The organism is Acidobacteriota bacterium, from assembly GCA_016208495.1.
Lineage (GTDB): Bacteria > Acidobacteriota > Blastocatellia > Chloracidobacteriales > Chloracidobacteriaceae > JACQXX01.
The window spans coordinates 65,361-85,362 of the sequence record JACQXX010000070.1; the positions used below are offsets into that span (position 1 = coordinate 65,361).

At 50.8% G+C, this 20,002-nt stretch carries 16 protein-coding genes; 5 read left to right on the plus strand and 11 right to left on the minus strand.

What is annotated here, in order from left to right; genetic code table 11:
* Positions 1-59: 59 nt before the first annotated feature.
* From HY774_13010 to HY774_13050, 9 genes are all read right to left on the minus strand, one after another.
* Positions 60-1,631 carry an acyl-CoA carboxylase subunit beta gene (locus tag HY774_13010; GenBank protein ID MBI4749403.1) on the minus strand — a complete coding sequence of 524 codons (1,572 nt, stop codon included), beginning with the start codon at positions 1,629-1,631 and terminating at the stop codon, positions 60-62.
* A gap of 167 nt (positions 1,632-1,798) precedes the next feature.
* Complete coding sequence (gene msrB, locus HY774_13015) at positions 1,799-2,461, minus strand: peptide-methionine (R)-S-oxide reductase MsrB (protein ID MBI4749404.1); 663 nt, start codon at positions 2,459-2,461, stop codon at positions 1,799-1,801.
* A 156-nt stretch (positions 2,462-2,617) separates the two neighbouring features.
* Positions 2,618-3,385, minus strand: a complete 768-nt coding sequence (locus tag HY774_13020; GenBank protein MBI4749405.1) for a 3-oxoacyl-ACP reductase FabG — start codon at positions 3,383-3,385, stop codon at positions 2,618-2,620.
* Positions 3,386-3,533: 148 nt separating this feature from the next.
* A complete protein-coding gene (locus tag HY774_13025) occupies positions 3,534-4,772 on the minus strand; it encodes a PLP-dependent aminotransferase family protein (GenBank protein ID MBI4749406.1) in 1,239 nt (412 codons plus the stop codon).
* 2 nt (positions 4,773-4,774) lie between these two features.
* Positions 4,775-5,713 carry a phosphatidylcholine/phosphatidylserine synthase gene (locus HY774_13030; GenBank protein MBI4749407.1) on the minus strand — a complete coding sequence of 313 codons (939 nt, stop codon included), beginning with the start codon at positions 5,711-5,713 and terminating at the stop codon, positions 4,775-4,777.
* Entirely contained in the window at positions 5,710-6,330 is a 621-nt protein-coding gene (locus HY774_13035; GenBank protein ID MBI4749408.1) for a phosphatidylserine decarboxylase family protein, read from the minus strand. The genes HY774_13030 and HY774_13035 overlap by 4 nt, the downstream gene beginning before the upstream one ends.
* A gap of 310 nt (positions 6,331-6,640) precedes the next feature.
* On the minus strand, positions 6,641-6,880 hold the full coding sequence (locus HY774_13040) for a DUF465 domain-containing protein (GenBank protein MBI4749409.1): 240 nt from the start codon (positions 6,878-6,880) through the stop codon (positions 6,641-6,643).
* Between the two features lie 352 nt (positions 6,881-7,232).
* Entirely contained in the window at positions 7,233-8,495 is a 1,263-nt protein-coding gene (locus tag HY774_13045) for a hypothetical protein (GenBank protein ID MBI4749410.1), read from the minus strand.
* Between the two features lie 226 nt (positions 8,496-8,721).
* A complete protein-coding gene (locus HY774_13050; protein ID MBI4749411.1) occupies positions 8,722-11,037 on the minus strand; it encodes a VWA domain-containing protein in 2,316 nt (771 codons plus the stop codon).
* Positions 11,038-11,586: 549 nt separating this feature from the next.
* Between HY774_13050 and HY774_13055 the strand changes: the two genes are divergently transcribed.
* Positions 11,587-12,672: an RDD family protein gene (locus tag HY774_13055; protein MBI4749412.1), complete on the plus strand. Its 1,086-nt coding sequence runs from the start codon at positions 11,587-11,589 to the stop codon at positions 12,670-12,672.
* Positions 12,673-12,849: 177 nt separating this feature from the next.
* Here the strand turns inward: HY774_13055 and HY774_13060 are convergent, their stop codons facing one another.
* Positions 12,850-13,080, minus strand: coding sequence for a hypothetical protein (locus HY774_13060; GenBank protein MBI4749413.1), 231 nt, complete (start codon positions 13,078-13,080; stop codon positions 12,850-12,852).
* An 84-nt stretch (positions 13,081-13,164) separates the two neighbouring features.
* Here HY774_13060 and HY774_13065 point away from each other — a divergent pair, with 84 nt between their 5' ends.
* Together HY774_13065 and HY774_13070 are read left to right on the plus strand one after the other, a co-directional pair.
* Positions 13,165-13,719 carry a GNAT family N-acetyltransferase gene (locus HY774_13065; GenBank protein MBI4749414.1) on the plus strand — a complete coding sequence of 185 codons (555 nt, stop codon included), beginning with the start codon at positions 13,165-13,167 and terminating at the stop codon, positions 13,717-13,719.
* An 86-nt stretch (positions 13,720-13,805) separates the two neighbouring features.
* Positions 13,806-14,411 (plus strand): 2,3-bisphosphoglycerate-dependent phosphoglycerate mutase, encoded by a 606-nt coding sequence (locus HY774_13070; GenBank protein ID MBI4749415.1) that lies wholly within the window; start codon positions 13,806-13,808, stop codon positions 14,409-14,411.
* Positions 14,412-14,577: 166 nt separating this feature from the next.
* Here the strand turns inward: HY774_13070 and guaB are convergent, their stop codons facing one another.
* Complete coding sequence (gene guaB, locus HY774_13075; protein ID MBI4749416.1) at positions 14,578-16,044, minus strand: IMP dehydrogenase; 1,467 nt, start codon at positions 16,042-16,044, stop codon at positions 14,578-14,580.
* A 543-nt stretch (positions 16,045-16,587) separates the two neighbouring features.
* On the opposite strand from guaB, the gene HY774_13080 reads away from it, so the two are divergent.
* Positions 16,588-19,446: a hypothetical protein gene (locus HY774_13080; GenBank protein ID MBI4749417.1), complete on the plus strand. Its 2,859-nt coding sequence runs from the start codon at positions 16,588-16,590 to the stop codon at positions 19,444-19,446.
* A 218-nt stretch (positions 19,447-19,664) separates the two neighbouring features.
* On the plus strand, positions 19,665-19,835 hold the full coding sequence (locus HY774_13085; GenBank protein MBI4749418.1) for a PLDc N-terminal domain-containing protein: 171 nt from the start codon (positions 19,665-19,667) through the stop codon (positions 19,833-19,835).
* The last annotated feature ends 167 nt before the right edge of the window (positions 19,836-20,002 follow it).

Genomic DNA, 20,002 nt, shown 5'->3' on the forward strand with positions numbered 1-20,002 from the left:
GGATTCAACGATCCAGGTTTTGTCTACTGACTACTGACTTATCAACTACTGACTACTGACTAAAGCGGAATATTCCCGTGTTTCTTCGGTGGGTTTGTCTGGCGTTTGTTTTCAAGCATTTTTAGCGCATTGATGATCTTGGGCCGGGTGTGGCGTGGTTCGATGACTTCATCAATGTAGCCCCGTTCCGCCGCAATGTATGGGTTGGCGAACTTATCGCGATATTCCGTAATGATTTCCGCTCGTTTGGCCTCTGGATTTTCAGCCAAGGCAATTTCTTTACGGTACAAAATATTGACCGCGCCTTCAGCACCCATCACGGCAATTTCAGCCGTTGGCCAGGCAAAGTTGACATCAGCCCGGATGTGTTTTGACGACATCACGTCATAGGCGCCGCCATAGGCTTTGCGGGTGATTACCGTGACCTTTGGAACTGTTGCTTCAGCAAAGGCATAGAGCAGTTTGGCACCGTGACGGATGATGCCACCATATTCCTGCTCAGTTCCCGGCATAAATCCTGGCACGTCAACTAGCGTGACCAGCGGGATGTTAAAGCAATCACAGAAGCGCACAAACCGGGCGGCTTTGACTGAGGCGTCAATATCTAAAACCCCGGCCAGCACATTGGGTTGATTGGCGACAATCCCAACCGGCATACCATCAAAGCGGGCAAACCCGACGATGATGTTGCGGGCATAGTGTTCGTGAACTTCAAAGAAATGCCTGTCATCCACCAGATGTTTGATCACGTGGTGCATGTCATAGGGCTGATTGGGGTTTACGGGGACCAGCGTGTTGAGTTTGTCATCCCGGCGATCAGGTTTGTCGCTTGGAATCCGACGTGGTGGCGATTCCAGATTATTGGATGGGATAAATGAAAGCAGTTCGCGGATGATTGCCAGACAGTCGGTTTCATCTTCGGCGGCAAAGTGCGCGACCCCGCTTTTCATATTGTGGGTCATGGCACCACCGAGTTCTTCTTTGGTGACCTCTTCATTGGTGACAGCTTTGATGACGTCCGGCCCGGTAATGAACATGTAACTGGTTTTTTTGACCATCACGTTAAAATCCGTAATGGCCGGGCTATAGACCGCGCCCCCGGCACAGGGGCCGAGAATCGCTGAAATTTGCGGGACCACCCCGGAGGCCAGGGTGTTGCGCAGGAAAATTTCGGCATATCCGCCCAGACTGGCAACACCTTCCTGAATGCGAGCGCCGCCAGAGTCATTGAGACCAATGACCGGGGCGCCAACTTTCATCGCCATATCCATGACTTTGCAAATTTTTTCGGCATTGGTTTCAGAAAGCGAACCGCCAAACACTGAGAAATCCTGGGCAAAAATCAGCACCACCCGTCCATCAACCCGCCCATAGCCCGCCACAACACCATCGCCCAGAAATTGCTGGTCTGCCATATCAAAATCAGTGCAGCGGTGTTTTTTAAAGCGATCAAATTCTTCAAAGGAACCTTCGTCTACAAACGCCAGGATGCGTTCACGGGCCGTCATTTTCCCAGCCGCATGAAGTTTTTCGACTCGCTCGGCACCGCCGCCAGCCAGCGCCTGTTTATCTTTATCACGGAGAAGATCAAGGTATTTATCAATATCTGCTGTTGGTTTCACAGATGACATCGGGGAAAGTCCTCACTCAATTGGAGTTGGTCGGGGCAACACAGGAATGGAAGCAGGATGAAGAAAGCTTTTAGTGGTTAGTGGTTAGTGGTTAGTTCTTGGTTCTTGGAGGCTAGCGATTTCTAACCACTAACCACTAACCACTTTCTTCATTCTTCATTCGGTCTTTACTTCTGACTCAATTGGCCACGGAGCACGTTTTCGTCATAGTCGCAAATCAACCGTTCTGGGTCACGAGCGAGCCGGGCTTCTTCATTGAGCCAGATTTTCAGGCGGCCATTTTCTGAAAGACACACAATCTGGTCGGCATAGACATAGTTGCCGGTGAGTTGGCCATATTCCTGAAAAATAAACCAGGGGATCAGATGACGAATGTCTTTGAATTCGTGAAAGACCACTCCGTTTTCTGGCGGGCGGGGTGGTTTGGCTGGGATTTCTTTTTTCTCGAAGGTCAGTGCCACCGAGTTGATACAGTATCGCAGGTTTGTCGGTGCAGGGCCATCAGGGAAGACATGGCCCAGGTGGGCATCACATTGACTGCACAGGACTTCAGTGCGAGGCATCAGCCAGCTTTCATCCGCTTCATTACAGACATTGTCAGGCGAAACCGGCGACCAGAAACTGGGCCACCCGGTACCGGAATCAAACTTGGTTTCAGAACTAAACAACTCCTGACCACAACAGGCACACCGGTAAATTCCAGCTTCTTTGGTGTCATAATATTTGCCGGTGAACGGACGCTCGGTTCCTTTCTGACGACAAACGGCAAATTGTTCTGGTGTCAGGGTTTGTTTCCACTCAGTGTCACTTTTGACAACTTTTTCTTTCATGATCTGTCTTTCAATCAATTGGAAAAATGTGAAATGTTTGGAGTCACGAACTTATACCATTTGGGAATGGAATTCTCGCGTTGGGAAATAGTCAAGTAATTTAATCAAATAGACTTAGTGGACTACTGACTACGGACTACTGACTACAAACTGGTATTATTTGGCAATCAATCCACCATCAACCACGAGTGTGGCACCAGTAATCCAACTGGCTTCAGATGAGGCCAAAAAGAGCGCTGCATAGGCCACATCATGCGGCGTCCCAAGCCGGCGCAGTGGATAGCCAGCTTCATACTCACGACGACGTTGGACCGGGTCAGGTGCATCTTCAATCAGATGGCGATTCATATCCGTGGGGATAAATCCTGGGCAAATACAATTGACTCGCACGCCTTGCGGACCATAGCGAACCGCCATTGATTTGCTCAGGCTCACCAGGCCACCTTTCGCAGCCGTATATGCCGCCGTGGTGCCGGCTCCGCCTTTGAGTCCGTGGATTGCAGCAATATTGACGATGGCGCCGTATTGGCGGTCAATCATGGGTGGCAGGGCGTGTTTCGCGCACAAAAACACACCTTTGAGATCAGTTTCAAGGACTTCATCCCAATCTTCCTCGGTGAGTTCGGTCACGGCCCCGCGCCGCATAATGCCCGCGTTGTTGATGAGTACATCAATCTGGTTGTAGTGCGCCAATGTTGCCTGAACGGCGCGTTTGACGTCTGATTCAAGTGAGATGTCTGCGCCAATGTGAATGGCTTCGCCGCCGATTTGCTGAATAAGGCGAACGATTTCTTCACCTTCTACCATTCGCCGTGAAGCAATCGCCAGTTTCGCACCGGCTTCACAAAACACTTCGGCGATGGCGCGTCCAATTCCAGTTGCCCCACCTGTGATGAGTACTACCTGTCCATCAAGTCGAAACATAAGAAGAATGAAGAATGAAGAATGTGGTTAGTGGTTAGAAATCAATAGCTTCCAAGAACCAAGAACTAAAAACCAAGAGCCAGGAACTAATCACTAATCACTAACCACTAATCACCAGGTTTCTTTATTCTCTGTTCTTCATTTTGTTTCAGTCGCCCATAGCTGGTGCCAGTGAGGTCAATGCTGAAATGCCTTTGAGTAACGTCTCCATTCCAGCACGGATTTTTTCCGGAGATTCTTTAGAAAAAGCCAGTCGGAGCGTGTTTTTTCCCGAGCCATCAATACAGAACGGACGACCCGGAACATAGGCAACCCCCCGCTCAACCATGTGTGGGAGAAGGGCTTCGGCATCAACGTGGAGCGCGGCTTCAACCCACACAAAGAGGCCGCCAGTGGGGCGTGTCCAGTGCATGTCCGGAGTTGCAAAGGCATCAAGGGATTCAAGCATGGCCCGACAACGAGTTCCGTAAAATTCACGCAACTGAGGCAGGCGTGATTCGACCAGTCCTCGCTGGCAAACTTCGGCCACGATTGATTGGTCGAGGACGCCGCCACACAGGGCTGCTGTTTCCAGACACAATTCGAATTTGGCCGTCAGGGCAGCCGGCGCCACCATCCAGGCGACCCGCAGGCCAGGGGTGAGAACCTTGGAAAAGCTACCGAGATAGATCACACGGCCTTCGCGATCCCGGCTCTTGAGTGAAGCTGGTGGCGGAGCTTCGGCATCAAAATACAGCTCGCCGTACGGGTCATCTTCCACGATCAGAAAATTGTATTTCGACGCCAGTTCAATCAGTCCATCCCGTTTGGCATCAGACATCGTCACGCCCGAAGGGTTCTGGAAATTGGGAATCGAATAGACCAGTTTCACCGGTGTTCCCGCGGTCTTGAGCCGGGTGAGTTCGGCTTCAAAGGCCGCCAGATTGAGGCCGTCGGCTTCTTCACGTGAGCCAAAAATCTGCGCCTGGGCATTATTGAGTGCGGCCAGTCCGCCAATGTAGCTTGGAATGACCACCAGGGCCACATCGCCTGGATTGAGCAAAATTCTGGCGACCAGGTCCAGTCCTTGCTGGGCCCCAGCCGTAATGAGCACCTGTTCTGGCGCTGCATCAGCAACACCTTTACGGCGCAGGTACTCAACCAGATAGTTGATCAGGTCACGATTGCCACGAGTTGGTTGATACTGGAGGCTGGTTGTGCCACGGTCGCGGATCAGGTGGGCGGTAATGTCGCCAAGCTCTTCAAAGGGAAATGTTTCGGGGCTTGGGACGCCTCCCGCGAAACTGGTGATTCCTGGACGGTTGACAAGGTGAGCCAGTGCCCGGATGGCATTGGGTTTCATGCTGAGGGCTTCAGCCGACAAGAAAGAGTGGTAATCCAGAGTCATCGTTAATTCGGTTGGTTGGGGTTCAGTTTTAAAAGAGGGTCTTCAGCCGCCATGCTGGATTTACGGCGAAACAGACTCAAGACTTTTCCAAGCGGACCCTGCACGGCATAGAGCGTTGCAATGATCAGGAGCGTCCATTCGGAATAGGAAGAAATTAAGAAGATGAGCATGGCAATAGCGACAATCGTGAGGATTGGGCTTCGGCCAGGGCTCGGATTGTTGCTCTTCAGACTTTGGAACTTGAAGGTGCTGACCATCAGCAGGGAGAGGGTTGCAACCAGGGTTAGCAGGAGCACAGCATAGATATCACCTGACAGTGATAGCTTGAGGTTCATAACCGAGGTGTTGGTCAGCTTGTAGGGAATCGGCCAGGGAGCGAAGTGGATAATTGCGGCAATCAAACCTGCGGCAGCCGGAATGGGAAGCCCCACAAAGTACTTCTTCGTTGGAGCACCAGTCGGGTCAGGCGGCGGCGAGGGTTTGTGAGCCTGGACATTAAACCGGGCTAACCGGAGCGCGCCGCAAATCAGGTACATAAATGAGACGCCCCAGGCCAGTTTTTCAAAGCCGGGAAGCGCACCGCCAAATCCCCAGGTATAGGCCAGCACCGCTGGAGCAATCCCAAAGCTCAACACGTCAGCCAGACTGTCGAGTTCGACCCCAAAGTCGCTGGTGGCGTTCATCATCCGGGCAACACGTCCGTCCAGAAAATCACACAGCACAGCCCAGCCAATGCACATGGCCGCAATATTAAAATGATGGGCTGCCATATCAATATTATGCAGGCCCATGTATTTGTAGCCTTTCAAGGCTTCAACCACCGAATAGAACCCGGCATAAATGTTGGTGATCGTAATCAGGCTCGGCAGAATGTAGACGCCTTTGCGCATCTGCTGGCGTGCCCGAATCACACGTTCGTTGCGGTCTTCGTCAGTGTTCACTTTTGTTCAATCCTTCCAATGATGGTTGTGCCGCCATAGACACGCTCGCCAGGGTGGACGATGACCTGGACTTCAGCCGGGAGGATTAGGTCAGTTCGTGAACTGAACTTGATGAGACCTACGCGCTCACCAAGGCCAACCCGGTCGCCAGGTTGTTTGAAAAACACGCATCGCCGGGCAATAAACCCCGCAATTTGTTTCATGACGACGGTCATCCGGTCATTTTCAAGCGTGATTGTGTTTTGCTCGTTGACCAGGGACGCTTCATCGCTCATGGCGTTTACAAAGCGTCCTTTGGTGTGTTTGACCTCGCGAATCACCCCCGGAATTGGTGACCGGTTGACGTGGACATTGAGCGGTGACATAAAAATGCTGATCAGGGTGGGTGAATTGGGATTGTCGGGCTCGACCTTGATGACCCGCGTGATTTTTCCATCCGCCGGCGCCACAACGGTATTGGTGTCAGTCGGAATTGTGCGTTCCGGATCACGAAAAAAGTGCATCATGAACAGCGTCAAGACCAGGCATATGCCCGCCAGAATCCACCACTGCAGAACCGCAAACACAATGGTGGGAATCAAAAAGAAAAGAACAAATGGGTAACCTTCCTTAGCCATAAATACAGATGGCTTCTACCTTGTCAGTCGTCCCAGCCCAGAGGCCGAACAACTCTGACACTGTATGCCAGAATAAATCAAAATTCCTTGATTTTGTTGAAGATAAGATGGGGATAAAGCCGCTGAGTGGGCGACGTTCAGGCGGACACTATATCAGGGAACCGCCCATAGAAAAAGAGAGCGCCGGATAGAGACGCTCTCCTTTACAACAATCGAGAAGTGAAACCAGTCAGATTTGGTGGAGAGACCCCACACTTCTTTCTGAAATGGCGTTGAAAACCAATTGAATATGTTACTTGCAAGAGGAGGTTCAGTGATTTGTGCGAGACTTGCTATAGGATTGCATAATCTCTTCCATGCGGTCTTTCAATCCAAGCTTTTTTTTCTTGAGAAAAGCGGCTTCGGTTTGTTCATCCTGGCTGGGGAAGGGGAGGGCGAGGAGTTCACTGATGCGGGTTTCACAACGTTTGTGTTCACGTGCCAGCTCGCGGTATTCAGAGTGGCTTGAGAGTAATTCAGCCTTGAGCGCTTCGACAGTTTCGGTGCTCATAAAGGTTTTTCCTCCTTGCATTTAGAAAGATTTGGTGAGTCCCAACGGAAGAGGAACTGTTACCCCGTTGGAGTGTTTCCACTGTATTACACAAATGTTAAGAAAGCAACTGTCGCGAATCTGGAGCAAGGTAGCGAAGTAGTGAAGTAGTGAAGTAGCGAGATAGCGAGATAGCGAACCAAAGCGAGTAGTGAGATAGCGAGATAGCGAGTAGTCAATCTATTGCTCTGTGAGTTCACTTTTTCACTGTGAATATTCTTCAGTCACCAGGGTAAAATCTGGGACCACCTTAACTGAAAAGGATTTTTCTGACTACTCGCTACTCGCTATGGGTTGCTGCTTCACCCACATCTCAATTCAACCCGTACCCATAACTCATCACGGTTGAATGCGCATTATAGAGCTGGTCGGCGTACTTGCTAAACTCACGACTTTGGGTAAAGCCAGTCGGAAGTACTGTTCGCAGGTAATTCAAATAGGCATCGGCGTCCAGTGGTTTTCCATTCTGGGTAATGGTTGTGCCTTGCAGGTCAACTGGCTTGAAAATAACTTCTTCCGGGCCACGTTTGCGGAAGAAATTCCGGGCGGGCAGAAAGACCAGTTGTTCCGGCTTAATTCCTCGAACGGTTGATCCGGTGGAGGTGGCTTCATCAGCCAGTTTAATGGCTTCGTCAGCCGCAATGCCAGGTGAGAGTACCTGCAGAATTGCCACGTTGGTGTTGTCAATGATTCCTTTGACTTCGCGGATGTATTCACTCTGTGCCTGGCCGTTGGTGCGATCTTTAAATCCAAAGGTAACTGAGGTTTCACCACCGTGCTCGTTGCCAAACATTTCAAGGCCGCGCGGATACCACTGATTGATGACTTGCTGGATGTCGGTGATGCTGTATTCGCCTTCACCTCGGGTGGCGTTGATGGCAATTTCTTTCAGGAACTTGCGACCAGTTCCCAGATGGAAGCCTTCTTCGCTAAACATCGGTCCCATTGATCGGGCAACCGGGCCATAGCTAAAGACTTTCTGCATATCAAGTTGATATTTGCCAACCAGATCAATCACGGCAGTAAACATCACGTTGTCGAGAAACCGGTTGAATTCAATATTGAAGGCATCCAGGACGTGCGAGCCAAGTTCCATTGAAAGCAATTGCTCGATGGTTTCTTCGGCCACGTCGCCGTGACCAGGTTTTTTCCAGCTCTGGTCGTGTTCGAGCACCCAAAACATCTGATAGGCGTGACGCAGCTCTTCGGCCTGGACGCGTAACATGGCGAATTTGGCTTCATCCGAAATGGCGTTTTCCAGTGTCATTCGATGTTGTTGGATTGAGCCTAACTCGGTGCTGCACTGGGCCTTGATGATATCGCGGGCGCTGTAAAACATATTGCCGACCATATCGCCCGCATGCTCAAAGCGTTTCTGGCCAGCGAACTTTCCAAATTCAATTGTGTCTGATTTGAGGTTGCCGACCTTGGCGACCAGTTGAAATGGCGTTTGCCCAGGGAAGTATTTATCCCAGTACTTCATCAGGATTTCCATTTCGGGAAAATTCTTCTTTTGCCAGTCAACTAGGGCATCGTGGTAGCGGGTGCGTAGCGTGGTGGTGCTATAAGCGGCCATGAACGTGAACTCCTCTTGCAATGTGAAACAAAATAAATGGTTAAAATTTCGTGAGAATCTGAGGCTGGTGTGAATGTGATAATTTTATCGAACGCTTGTTCGAAAAAGCAAGCCATGTCAGAGTGACCAGACGAACCTGTCGAGCAAAAAAATGGCCTCCAGTTGTTCTGGAGGCCAGTAGAAAGCATTTGAAAAGAGTAAGTTGCGGAAAATATTCGTGCTCAACTCAATCCGTAACGCGATAGATTTTTCCTTCGAAAAAGACCGTAACACGTGTTCCAAGGGCAAAGTAGTCGGCCAGTTCCGGTTTTTGCTTGAGCAAGGCAAAGTACTCATCGCTGCCAAACTTCAACTCAACGGTTGGGATCTTGTCATCCGCCTTGACATCCGCATCAACCCAAACCTGATCAACCAGATAGAACCGTTTATTTTTAATCGTTCGCACGGTATCGGATTGAATATTTTCAGCCTTGTCCGCATCGCGGAGTTTGGCGACGTCCTTGCTTTCACGAACCGCTTCAGCACCGGAAACCGCCTGAGACTTCGGTGCGCTGGCAAATGGATCATTTGGTTCCTGGCCCGCCTTTTTCTTTCCGGCACCAGCTTCATTATTTGATTGGCGAACAATGGCCTGGTCTGCAAAAGGATCCTTCCGTGGTGCTTGATACCCAGGTTTGGTGGCTGCATTTTGGCGACCACCGCCGATCATCGGGGCTGGCGGCGGCGGTTGATTGGTTTCAGTGGCAAGATATGACGTGTACGGCGTCACAATGCCATGGCGGGTGCCAAGTGCCACGATTTCGTCAACCAGTTCTTTGTTTTCGCCGTTGAGTCGGATTTGATCCATCAAGGCGCCAACCCGACGAGTGGCCCAAAGCTTGGGAAGAAAGTCATTGGCTGGAACAGTTCGAGCAAAGAGGTTGCCTTCATACGCAAAGCTTTGCTCTTTATTTTGAACCATTCCTGAGAGCCGAATTGTGACCCGCTGATCATCGTTGTTTCGGTAGCGCCCAACCAGCGTGAATTGTCCACCTCGGAACAGGTCGGTTAGTGCCTTCGGATAGACATAGTCAACCTGCACGCCGCCAAAATCGAGCTTCACATCCGACAACACCGGATAGTTGATCCGGCCAAAGAAATTCGAGACTTTCACTTCAAGGTCTTCATTGGGTTCGATGTAGTCACTCACCGCCCGATTTTGCTCGGCGATTTTGTCAAGCAATTGAGTATTGACGTCATAGCCAACGCCAAAGGTGAAAATTCGGGCCTGGGTCTGATTGGCGGCGGTGACATTTTTGATGATTGTCGCCGTGTCGGTCGTTCCGACTGTTGGGAGACCATCGGTCACAAACACCACCATCCGTGGACGGGCTGCACTCTCGGAAAACAATTTCAAACCAGCCAGCAGGGAATCATTGATATTGGTGCCACCTTCAGCCCGGAAGTCATCTACATATTGGACGGCGCGTTTGATGGTGTCGGGTGAAGCTTCAACCAGGCCATGTTCAAACAGATGTTCTTCGCCTGAAAAGCGGATCACATTGAACCGGTCCACTGGTGAAAGTGACTGTAAGCCAAACTTGAGCGCATTTTTGGCTTTCTCGATTTTCTCGCCGCTCATTGACCCCGACGTGTCAAAGATAAACACGATGTCTTTGGCCAATCGGTCGCGCTCGGAAATGGCCACTTTTGGGGCGATGAGGAGCAGAAAGTAGCCATCTTTGCCTGGTTCGCGATGTGTGACGAGGCTCACACCAAAGTCTTTTTCACTCAGGCCATAATAGAGTTGAAAGTCGTCAAGTCCTTTTTGTCCAGAGACTTCAAAGCTCAGGCGGGCTTTCTTTTCGCCGTCACGTTTGGTGTCAATCGAATGACTCGGGGAGTAAATCGTCTTGATAGCGGTTGGGGAATCAATTTCCACCTGACCCACGACGCTTTGGGGCGGTTCGCCCTGGGCGCGCTGGCCGCTTCCGAGCGGGTAGCGATACCGGACAATGCCGTTTTCGCCCGTCAGCACCTGGGAATAGGCCAGTTCGATTTTTTTCTCACTATTGCCGGGAATTGGAAACACGCTCGCTTGAAAGAGGTCTTTTCCGGAATATTCGAGCAACCCAGGATCCCGCATGGTGCGCACGATGCTATCGTAAATCTGGCGGGCTTTGGCGCGTTCCACCACTTCGCCGACCAGTCGCCGATTGCCTTCCCAGATGGCAAACTCAGACAGGGAAGCACTTTCCGGGATCGGGAAGCAGTAGGTCCCTTCCAGCGTATAGGGCGTCTCATTTAAAAAAATTTGTTCAATGTGTGTTCGGGCGACCTGATTTTTGATGGTGGTCGTGATGCGGATGCTTTTAATTTTTAAAGTTCGTGGAATTGGAACCGGGCGCGGGACAGGTGGGCGTGGGCGGTTCGGCTCTTGGGGAATCAAAATTCCCTGTGCCTGAGCGGTGAGGGAGGTGAGTCCAACCACAACCAGAAGCAAAAACACATGGAAGAAAATTCCTCCAGGTTGCCAGCAGCGACGAAACCCCTGAGTCATCATAAAAATTGTTCTCCGGTGCAAAAAATGAAATTCTGTTTGATTGAGAATTGTTGAATCTGTGGTCGCTTGAGCCCGCATCAAGGTTCCGGTCAAAGTTCTGAAAAACCCTCGATTCCAGGATACTTTTTCCGTTACGGCGACTGAACCCTGAACCCTGAACCCTGAGATGACTGGCTTCTAACTTTCCTACTCTGAACTGTATAAACTCTCCGGCATAAACCAAAATATGAACTCTTTTTCATTGACCTGAAGAATTGCTCTCTGCTAGCATTGCGCATCATCACCAACGGTTCTATTCAGAAGCCGTCACGCTTTCCAGACCAGGATTCATATCGTGTTCATCAAATTTGACCAGGGGGGATCACTTTTTGTTACTCGCGTAAACGGAGCAAAAGTTTACCTATGATTTGTCCTCAGTGCGGATACCTGCAATCAGACGACCGGATTCCCTGTCGTCGGTGCGGACAAGCGGTCCATTCTACGTCACAGCGTTCATCAGTTGGAAGTGTTTTAGATTTTCCCGGCAATACTCGGGGAGGAGTATTCAAAATGTCATCCCAGCGCCCTCCGATGGAGGTTCATAGTGCTCCCAATGTCCCGGCGTGGCGAGCCGAATTGAGCGCTCGCGTGCGACAGATTAAAGCCCGGCGTTCGATGGAAGCCGAACTTGAAGCCGCGATTCAGGAGCAGCAAAAATTGGCCGCTCTGGTCGCTCAGCCCAATGTGATTACGGTGACGGCGGAACCGGTCGCGATTGCGCCGGTACCAGAGCCTCCCCCACCTGTGGTCGAAGTGCTGAAATTTGAAGAGATTCACACCGATGAAAAATCTGAAAACCCGATTGTGAAAGCCATGCTGGACCGGGTACGCCGGGCATCTGAACACAGTCGTTCGATTGACGCGCCAACCCCACCGAAGCCTCGGTCAACTGGGATTCATCGGATGGCGACCACCCAGCCGATTTTGACCACGGCCACGGCGCCAGCGACGTTGCTCTCACCTGTTTCGGAACCCGCGATGCCCGATGTTTCCCTACACGCGGTTCCATCGCCATCAGTTGTGGCTGAACCTGTCCAATCTCCAGTCAGCCAGCTAAGTGAAGGACAATCCCTCTCCGCATTTGTTGGCTCAGAATCCTTTATGGGTGTGCCGGAAACGGATGAGTTTGCCTTTTCAGAACTGGATGCAGAGCTGGATGCTGTCTTTACTGCCTCCGGCGAGGTTGTTCGCCCTGAAATTGTGGAGCGCTTGCGTGCCGGCGCCATTGATGTGGCTACGATACTGATTTCGAATGTGCCGCTATGGATTGCGGTTCAGGCAGTTGGGGCGGAATTTACTGACGCTCGGGTTGCCGTGCTCCTGACCGTAGCTGGTATTTTGATTGCGGGCGTGTACCTGTTTGGAACGATGGCGGTTGCTGGCCAAACCTTTGGCATGCAATTTGGCGGGTTATGTGTGGTTTGCACCCAAACGCGGCAGATTCCAACCTTAAAACAGGCATTTTTACGGGCAATTGGTTATGTTGCCTCCTTTTTTACATTGATGATTGGATTTGTTTGGGCTATTTTTGACCCCAATCAACGCGGGCTTCACGAGCACCTCTCTGGAACACAGCTCATCCGCGTCGGAAAATGAAGAATGAAGAATGAAGAAACTCTTCAGCTTAATTCTTAATTCTTAATTCTTAATTCTTAATTCTAATCCTGCCGGGGTGGTGGAATAGGTAGACACAACGGACTTAAGTCAGTCAATTGAGCACGTTGGATGGAAACACCAGCGTGAATGGAGCCAAATTCGGTGAACCCTTTCAGGTCAAGCTGATGGCAACGCCGAGCTAAAGCGATTGCAGGTCGGTTGCAATCGCAAAGTGTAGAGACGAGACGGCTCCCTCCTGTGCGCAAATTCAAGCTGTATTGTGTATGGAGAAGGCATCGTCCAGACCACAAACTGAATGACTTCAGGCAGTGAAAACTGCAGTGGTAAGAAAATCCGTTGCTGCTTACGCGGCGTGCGGGTTCGAGTCCCGCCCTCGGCATCCTTCACCAATTCAACATTCTCCTGCCTTACCTCCAGGAAGCCCCGCCTGGGACTTCGCGAGGATCGTGCGGGCAAGTTATTTCATTTCCAATGGTTCAACCTTCCTCTTATATCATCCGTCGGGCAACGCTGGCGGATGCACCTGCTCTGGCAGACGTCGCCGCCAAAACTTTCCACGACACCTTTGCTGAATTTAATTCCAAAGAAGATATGGATGCCTATATGGCAACGGCCTTTAGCGTCAATCAGCTTGCGGCTGAACTGGCCGACCCCGATGCCACATTTTTTGTGGCTGATACGGGGGAGACACTGGCTGGATATGCCAAAGTCAGTGCTGGCGAAGCCCCGCCTTGTGTAACCGGCCCTAAACCCTTTGAACTGGTCCGGCTTTATGTCCGCCAGGAATGGTTTGGAAAAGGTGTCGCTCAAGCATTGATGCAAACCTATGTTGATGAAGCCAAAGCTGGTGGCTATCAAACGCTGTGGCTTGGCGTCTGGGAAGAAAACCACCGGGCAAAAGCTTTTTACCGCAAATGGGGGTTTGAAGACGTTGGGGAAAAAGTCTTTATGTTGGGAGAGGACGTGCAAACCGACCGTGTCTGGATGCGTCAGTTAGGGGGAATGAAGTCAGTCCCACCTGCGTGAGCGGGTGGGGTGCAGTGTGGGATTCAATTCCTGGCAAATTCTTATCTTATTGAATCATAATAGTTTTTAACTCAAGGGGAGCACTTATGGCTAATTTAGTACTGATTCGTCACGGTGAATCGCAGTGGAATTTGGAAAATCGCTTTACGGGCTGGGTGGATGTGCCGCTGTCACCAAAAGGGGAAGCGGAAGCCCTCGCGGCGGGCGAAAAAATCAAAGGCATGCACTTTGACTACCTGTTTACTTCGGTGCTCAAGCGGGCGATTGATACCGCGACCATTGCCACCGGAGTTTCTGGCCACCAGGATTTGCCCGTCAAACGGGATCAAGCGCTCAATGAACGCCATTACGGTGACTTACAGGGGCTCAATAAAGCGGAAACGGCTGAAAAATTTGGAGATGCCCAGGTGAAAATCTGGCGTCGAAGTTATGATGTCCAGCCTCCAAATGGCGAAAGCCTGGCTGATACCGCCGCTCGGGTACTGCCTTACTACGAAGCTGAAATCTTCCCGCTCTTAAAGCAGGGCAAGGATGTTTTGATTGTCGCACACGGCAACAGTCTGCGCTCACTGGTGATGCACCTGGATCAATTGACCCGAGAGCAGGTGATTGAACTCAATATCCCAACTGGTGCGCCTTTGCTCTATGAACTCAACGAAGATGGAAACGTGCTTTCGTCGCGCTACCTTTAAGAAGATGAAGAAAGTGGTTAGTGGTTAGTGGTTAGTGGTTAGTGGTTAGTGGTTAGTGGTTAGTGGTTAGTTTCGAAGACCCGGAACCCGATGGCTGGTTTTTCTTCGAAAGTATTGATTTCTAACCACTAACCACTAACCACTAACCACTTTCTTCATTCCCGTCCTATTCCATCCGATAGTTTGGCGCTTCTTTGGTAATGATCACGTCGTGGACATGGCTTTCGCGAAGTCCCGCTGCTGTGATTTTGATGAATCGGGCGTCGGCTTTGAGTTGTGCAATCGTTTGGCACCCTGTGTACCCCATCCCGGCTCTCACCCCACCGACGAGTTGGCGAATCATCCCTTCAAGCGGGCCTTTATAGGGTACCCGGCCTTCAATCCCTTCCGGCACCAGTTTGGATTCGACCGTTTCGCCTTCCTGCGCATAGCGGTCTTTGCTGCCCTCTTTCATCGCCGCAATTGAACCCATTCCCCGGTACGATTTAAAACTCCGACCTTGATAGAGAATGATTTCACCGGGGCTTTCATCCGTACCGGCAAAGAGCGAACCAATCATCACGGTATCAGCGCCGGAAGCCAGGGCTTTGGTGACATCACCAGAATATTTGATCCCACCGTCGCTAATGAGTGGAACGCCAGCTTCCAGAGCCGCTTTCGCGGTTTCAGAAACGGCAGTGATTTGTGGTACGCCAATGCCAGCCACCACCCGCGTGGTACAAATACTTCCTGGTCCAACACCAGTTTTGACGGCATCAACTCCGGCTTTGATCAAATCACGGGCGCCTTCAAACGTAGCCACGTTTCCAGCCACAACATCAACTTCGGGGAATTTCTTTTTCACCTGACGCACAGCGTCGAGGACCCGGGACGAATGACCGTGAGCCGTATCCACAACCAGAGCGTCAACTCGGGCCCGAAGCAATTCTTCGGCTCGTTCCAGATAATCACCAGTTGCTCCGATAGCGGCAGCGACGCGCAGTCGTCCCAGGCTATCTTTGGTTGCCAACGGGTAGCGAATTGCTTTTTGAATGTCTTTGACCGTGATTAAGCCTTTGAGGCGAAAGGCTTCATCAACCACGAGGAGTTTTTCAACCCGATGCTTCTGCAAAATGCCACGGGCTTCTTGCAGCGTGGTTCCAATCGGAACCGTGATCAGGTTGTCTTTGGTCATGACTTCCGAAACCGGAAGGTGGAGGCGGGTTTCAAAACGCAGGTCGCGGTTGGTCAAAATTCCAACCAGTTTGCCCTGAACATCAACGATGGGGACGCCAGAGATATGAAACCGGGCCATAACCTGGAGCGCCTCTGACAGTGGACGATCCGGAGTCATGGTCACCGGATCAACAATCATTCCACTTTCAGAGCGTTTGACTTTATCAACTTCGTCATATTGCTGACTAATGGAAAGATTTTTGTGAACGACGCCGATGCCGCCCTGTTGAGCCATGGCGATGGCCATGCCACTTTCAGTGACAGTATCCATTGCGGCGCTAACGATAGGAATATTCAGTTTGATAGTGCGTGAAAAAAAGGTGGTGGTGTCGGTTTCAGTTGGAATGACGTCGCTTTTGGCAGGTAACAACAGCACGTCATCAAAGGTCAAAGCTTCCTGCAAATCTGGTTGTAACATAAGTCACGATCACACACGGAGTGGGGAAAAGTCCTGTGAAACGGCTGGGCGCCGGTTGAACAGGAGGTCAGCGGTTGTGGGTTTGAAGAAGATGAACACCCTATAAATCCTCAAGTCCAGCGGTAGGTAAAAGGGCAAATCGTACCAATCCCAGGATAGGGTTGCAATCCAGAACGGCGAACGCCACCTGACAGTACGTTCTTTTCAATCACAAGGAATAAGGTTGTAAAGTCATCTAATAAAAGTATTTAAGTGAGCAAGCCATTGATCGGAGTCAGACAATATCTCTGAAATTTGAACAAAAACACAGCTTTTGAGGTCTAAAAGACAGGAACAGATTTTTCTTTCAGCTCCATATGATTTTGAGAATAGTTACAAAAAAGCACGGGAACACAGGAGAACAAACTTGTTTCAGCCGCGTCGGTCAATAACAATGATGTTCGCTGGGTTTATTCAAATTCAGTTCAGCCTCTCCCACCAACTCAAAGAATTGCCTCACCTTGAAGCAACCTGATTCCCTTTTGTAGAAAGAAGCGCCGACTTATGACCCGATCTCTGTTCTTTTTCTTCCTGACCCTTGGTTTGATGGTGTGTGTTGGGGGAATATCCCTTCGTCCTACCCAGGCCCGTTACACGGTGACGCCTGATTCGCATGCATCACAGATATCCCAGGTTTCTGAAGATGGACTCTGGCAAGCGGTTGAAGAATCATCACTGAATCGCTCTCAAGCTGAGCGCCAGATTATCCCATCAGCGTATCGAGTGGTGTTGCTCAATCAGGCAAGACTCACCAATGTGCTCAAGCAAGCTCCGATGGAGTTTTCACGAGCGGCTCAAACCACCTCAACCGTGATGACCCTTCCGATGCCGGATGGAACTTTCTCCCGGTTTCGGATTGAAGAATCACCGGTGATGGAGCCCAAACTAGCTGCTCAGTTTCCAGAGATCAAAACCTATTGCGGGCAGGGAATTGACGATCCGACGGCGATTGTCCGGTTTGATCGAACGCCAGCCGGGTTTCATGCCATGGTGCTTTCAACCGAAGACACCGTCTACGTTGATCCTTATCAAAAAGGCGATACTGAAACCTGTATCAGTTATTTCAAACGGGACTACCAGAAAGATACCGAAGCCTTGCGCTGCCTGGTACCGTCAGACGAGTTCAGCCATTTGCCTGACGGAGAACTGAGTTCAAGCAGCCAACGAGCGCCGTTTGGGACAACATTGCGAACCTATCGGCTGGCGCTGGCCGCAACCGGCGAATACACGGCTTTCCATGGTGGCACGGTGGCTGGGGCGCTGGCGGCCATTACCACCAGCGTCAATCGGGTGAATGCGATTTATGGGCGCGAACTGGCCATCCGCATGGTGCTGATTGCCCAGGAAAGCTCGATTATCTACACCAGTTCCGGAAGTGACCCATACACCAATGATGACGGCGGACAGATGCTTGGCCAAAATCAGTCCAATCTGGATCAGGTGATTGGCTCGGCCAATTATGACATCGGGCATGTGTTTAGCACCGGTGGTGGAGGCATTGCCTCCCGTGGTGGAATCTGTAACAGCAATGCCAAGGCTCGTGGGGTAACAGGTTTGCCCGCCCCGGTGGGAGACAGCTTTGACGTGGATTTTGTGGCGCATGAGATGGGCCATCAGTTTGGGGCAAACCACCCATTTAATGGGACAACCGGAAATTGTGGTGGTGGAAATCGGGCGCCAGGTTCCGCCTATGAACCCGGTAGCGGGTCAACCATTATGGCGTATGCCGGAATTTGCGGCGGCGAAAATATCCAGCGCAACAGTGATGATTATTTTCACGGTCATAGCATGGATGAAATCATCAGTTTTATTACTGGCAATGGGAATGGATGCGCCACCCCCAGCGCCACCAACAATCAACCTCCAGCAGTTGAAGCCGGGGCAAGTTTTACTATTCCACGAAGCACTCCGTTTATCCTGACAGCTTCTGGGAATGATCCAGATGGCGATGCACTAACCTATTGTTGGGAACAGTTTGACCTTGGTACGCAAGGACCACCAAATACCGACGATGGCAGTCGCCCAATTTTTCGCTCATTCAAGCCGACGACCAGTCCATCACGAACCTTCCCCCAACTGTCAGACATTTTGAATAACCGGGCGACCTTCGGCGAATCTTTGCCGACAACGAGCCGGACCCTGAATTTTCGGGTGACTGTCCGTGATAACCGCGCCACCGGAGGCGGTACAAACTTTGATTCAACCAGGGTTACGGTGAGCAGTCAAAGCGGGCCATTTCTGGTCAGAGAGCCAAACACCGCAGTTCAATGGGTGGTTGGCTCAACACAAAATGTCGTGTGGGATGTGGCCAGTACCGCACAATCACCCGTGAACTGTGCCAGTGTTCGGATCCTGCTTTCGACCGATGGTGGACAATCGTTTCCGATCACCCTGGCGGCTGAAACTCCAAATGACGGCACCGAAGCCATTACCGTGCCCAATAATTTGACCAATACCGCCCGGATTAAGGTTGAAGCCGTGGGAAATATTTTCTTTGATATTTCAAACGCCAATTTCCAAATCGCTCAGTCTGCCAGTAACACTCCGCCAACCATTACGGCTGTTCCCGCGATTACCCAGGCGCAAGGCGGATCAGCAACCGGCGTTACCGTTGCCACCGTCACCGATAAAGAAACACCAGTTGGAAATTTGATTGTCCAGGCGATCCAGATTCCGGCGGGTCTGGTAATTTCGCAGATTGCCAACTCCAATGGGATGATCACCGCCACCCTGTCAACTGGGTGCCGGGCAACCACCGGCGCCAATAATTTCACATTGCAGGTAACTGATTCTGAAGGATTAAAAGCAACGGCCAGGTTAACGGTCAATGTCACCGCCAACACACCTCCAACCATTGGCGAGTATCAGGCGGCAACCGTGACCCAAAACAGTTCCGTGACGGTTTCCCCGTCAGCACCTCCCGCAGACGATGGTTCGGCAACCATCACGGCGATGGCTGAAGGATTCACTGGAACCTTTGCGGTTGATCCACAGACGGGTGTTGTGACGGTGAGCAACGCCGGACCAGTTGGCACCTTCACGGTGACTGTTCGCATTGCCGATACCTGCGGGGAAGCCGTGACCCGAATTTTCTCCTTGACTGTAAGTCCGGCAGTACAAATTACCAGTGCCAGCTATTCGAAAAAACTGCTTTCCATCACTGGCACCGGGTTTGGCACCAGTCCAACAATCATCGTCAATGGCACCCCTTTACCGGCAAGCGTGATTCAACCCGGCGGCAGCGACACAAGCGTAACGGCCAAAGGTGGGAAGAAAAAACTCAGTTTGCGCAAAGGTGAAAATACAATTCAGGTGATTGGGGTTGGCGGAGTGCAATCAAATATAGAGACGCTGACCTTATGAAGACGATTGAGAAAGCTATTTTCTTTCAATAATTTGCAGGGATTAACCATTGCCGGGTAATGGCCATGAAATGACAATCCTGATATACGGGGAATTGGTACGGAGAAGACAAACGTAAAAAAGTTGTAAGATTGATGCGAACTTCATTCTCCTGAGTCACGTATCAGGCAACATCTTTTCACTCCTTCTTCAAAATCCCGTTCGAAAGGTTATTCATTATGTGGACATTGCTCGGTTGGTTAGCGATTGCTTTGTCAACAGTTGCCGTTTTTGACATTTTAGGCGGCAGCCGCACCCTGGCGGAAAAAGTCATGTTAATTGTATTTGTGGTTGCCTTCCCGCTGGTTGGTTCGACACTGTATTTAACCATGCTCCGCGAAAAGAAATAGCTCTTATACCTTCTTCATCCGTTTTCATTGTACACACACTGCATCTGGTGATTTGGCCCGCTCAACTTTTGAGTGGGCATTTTTTTTGCCCTGAATCTGTCTGAATTGACGCACGTGCAAAAGCTTCCCACACTGGGTTTTGAGTGCTGAGTTTGATATAACCACCA

Coding starts and splice junctions, on each gene's coding strand:
- HY774_13010 (MBI4749403.1), bottom strand. CDS start 1,631: ATGTCATCTGTGAAACCAACAGCAGATATTGATAAATACCTTGATCTT.
- msrB (MBI4749404.1), bottom strand. CDS start 2,461: ATGAAAGAAAAAGTTGTCAAAAGTGACACTGAGTGGAAACAAACCCTG.
- HY774_13020 (MBI4749405.1), bottom strand. CDS start 3,385: ATGTTTCGACTTGATGGACAGGTAGTACTCATCACAGGTGGGGCAACT.
- HY774_13025 (MBI4749406.1), bottom strand. CDS start 4,772: ATGACTCTGGATTACCACTCTTTCTTGTCGGCTGAAGCCCTCAGCATG.
- HY774_13035 (MBI4749408.1), bottom strand. CDS start 6,330: ATGGCTAAGGAAGGTTACCCATTTGTTCTTTTCTTTTTGATTCCCACC.
- HY774_13040 (MBI4749409.1), bottom strand. CDS start 6,880: ATGAGCACCGAAACTGTCGAAGCGCTCAAGGCTGAATTACTCTCAAGC.
- HY774_13045 (MBI4749410.1), bottom strand. CDS start 8,495: ATGGCCGCTTATAGCACCACCACGCTACGCACCCGCTACCACGATGCC.
- HY774_13050 (MBI4749411.1), bottom strand. CDS start 11,037: ATGATGACTCAGGGGTTTCGTCGCTGCTGGCAACCTGGAGGAATTTTC.
- HY774_13055 (MBI4749412.1), top strand. CDS start 11,587: ATGTCATCCCAGCGCCCTCCGATGGAGGTTCATAGTGCTCCCAATGTC.
- HY774_13065 (MBI4749414.1), top strand. CDS start 13,165: ATGGTTCAACCTTCCTCTTATATCATCCGTCGGGCAACGCTGGCGGAT.
- HY774_13070 (MBI4749415.1), top strand. CDS start 13,806: ATGGCTAATTTAGTACTGATTCGTCACGGTGAATCGCAGTGGAATTTG.
- guaB (MBI4749416.1), bottom strand. CDS start 16,044: ATGTTACAACCAGATTTGCAGGAAGCTTTGACCTTTGATGACGTGCTG.
- HY774_13080 (MBI4749417.1), top strand. CDS start 16,588: ATGACCCGATCTCTGTTCTTTTTCTTCCTGACCCTTGGTTTGATGGTG.
- HY774_13085 (MBI4749418.1), top strand. CDS start 19,665: ATGTGGACATTGCTCGGTTGGTTAGCGATTGCTTTGTCAACAGTTGCC.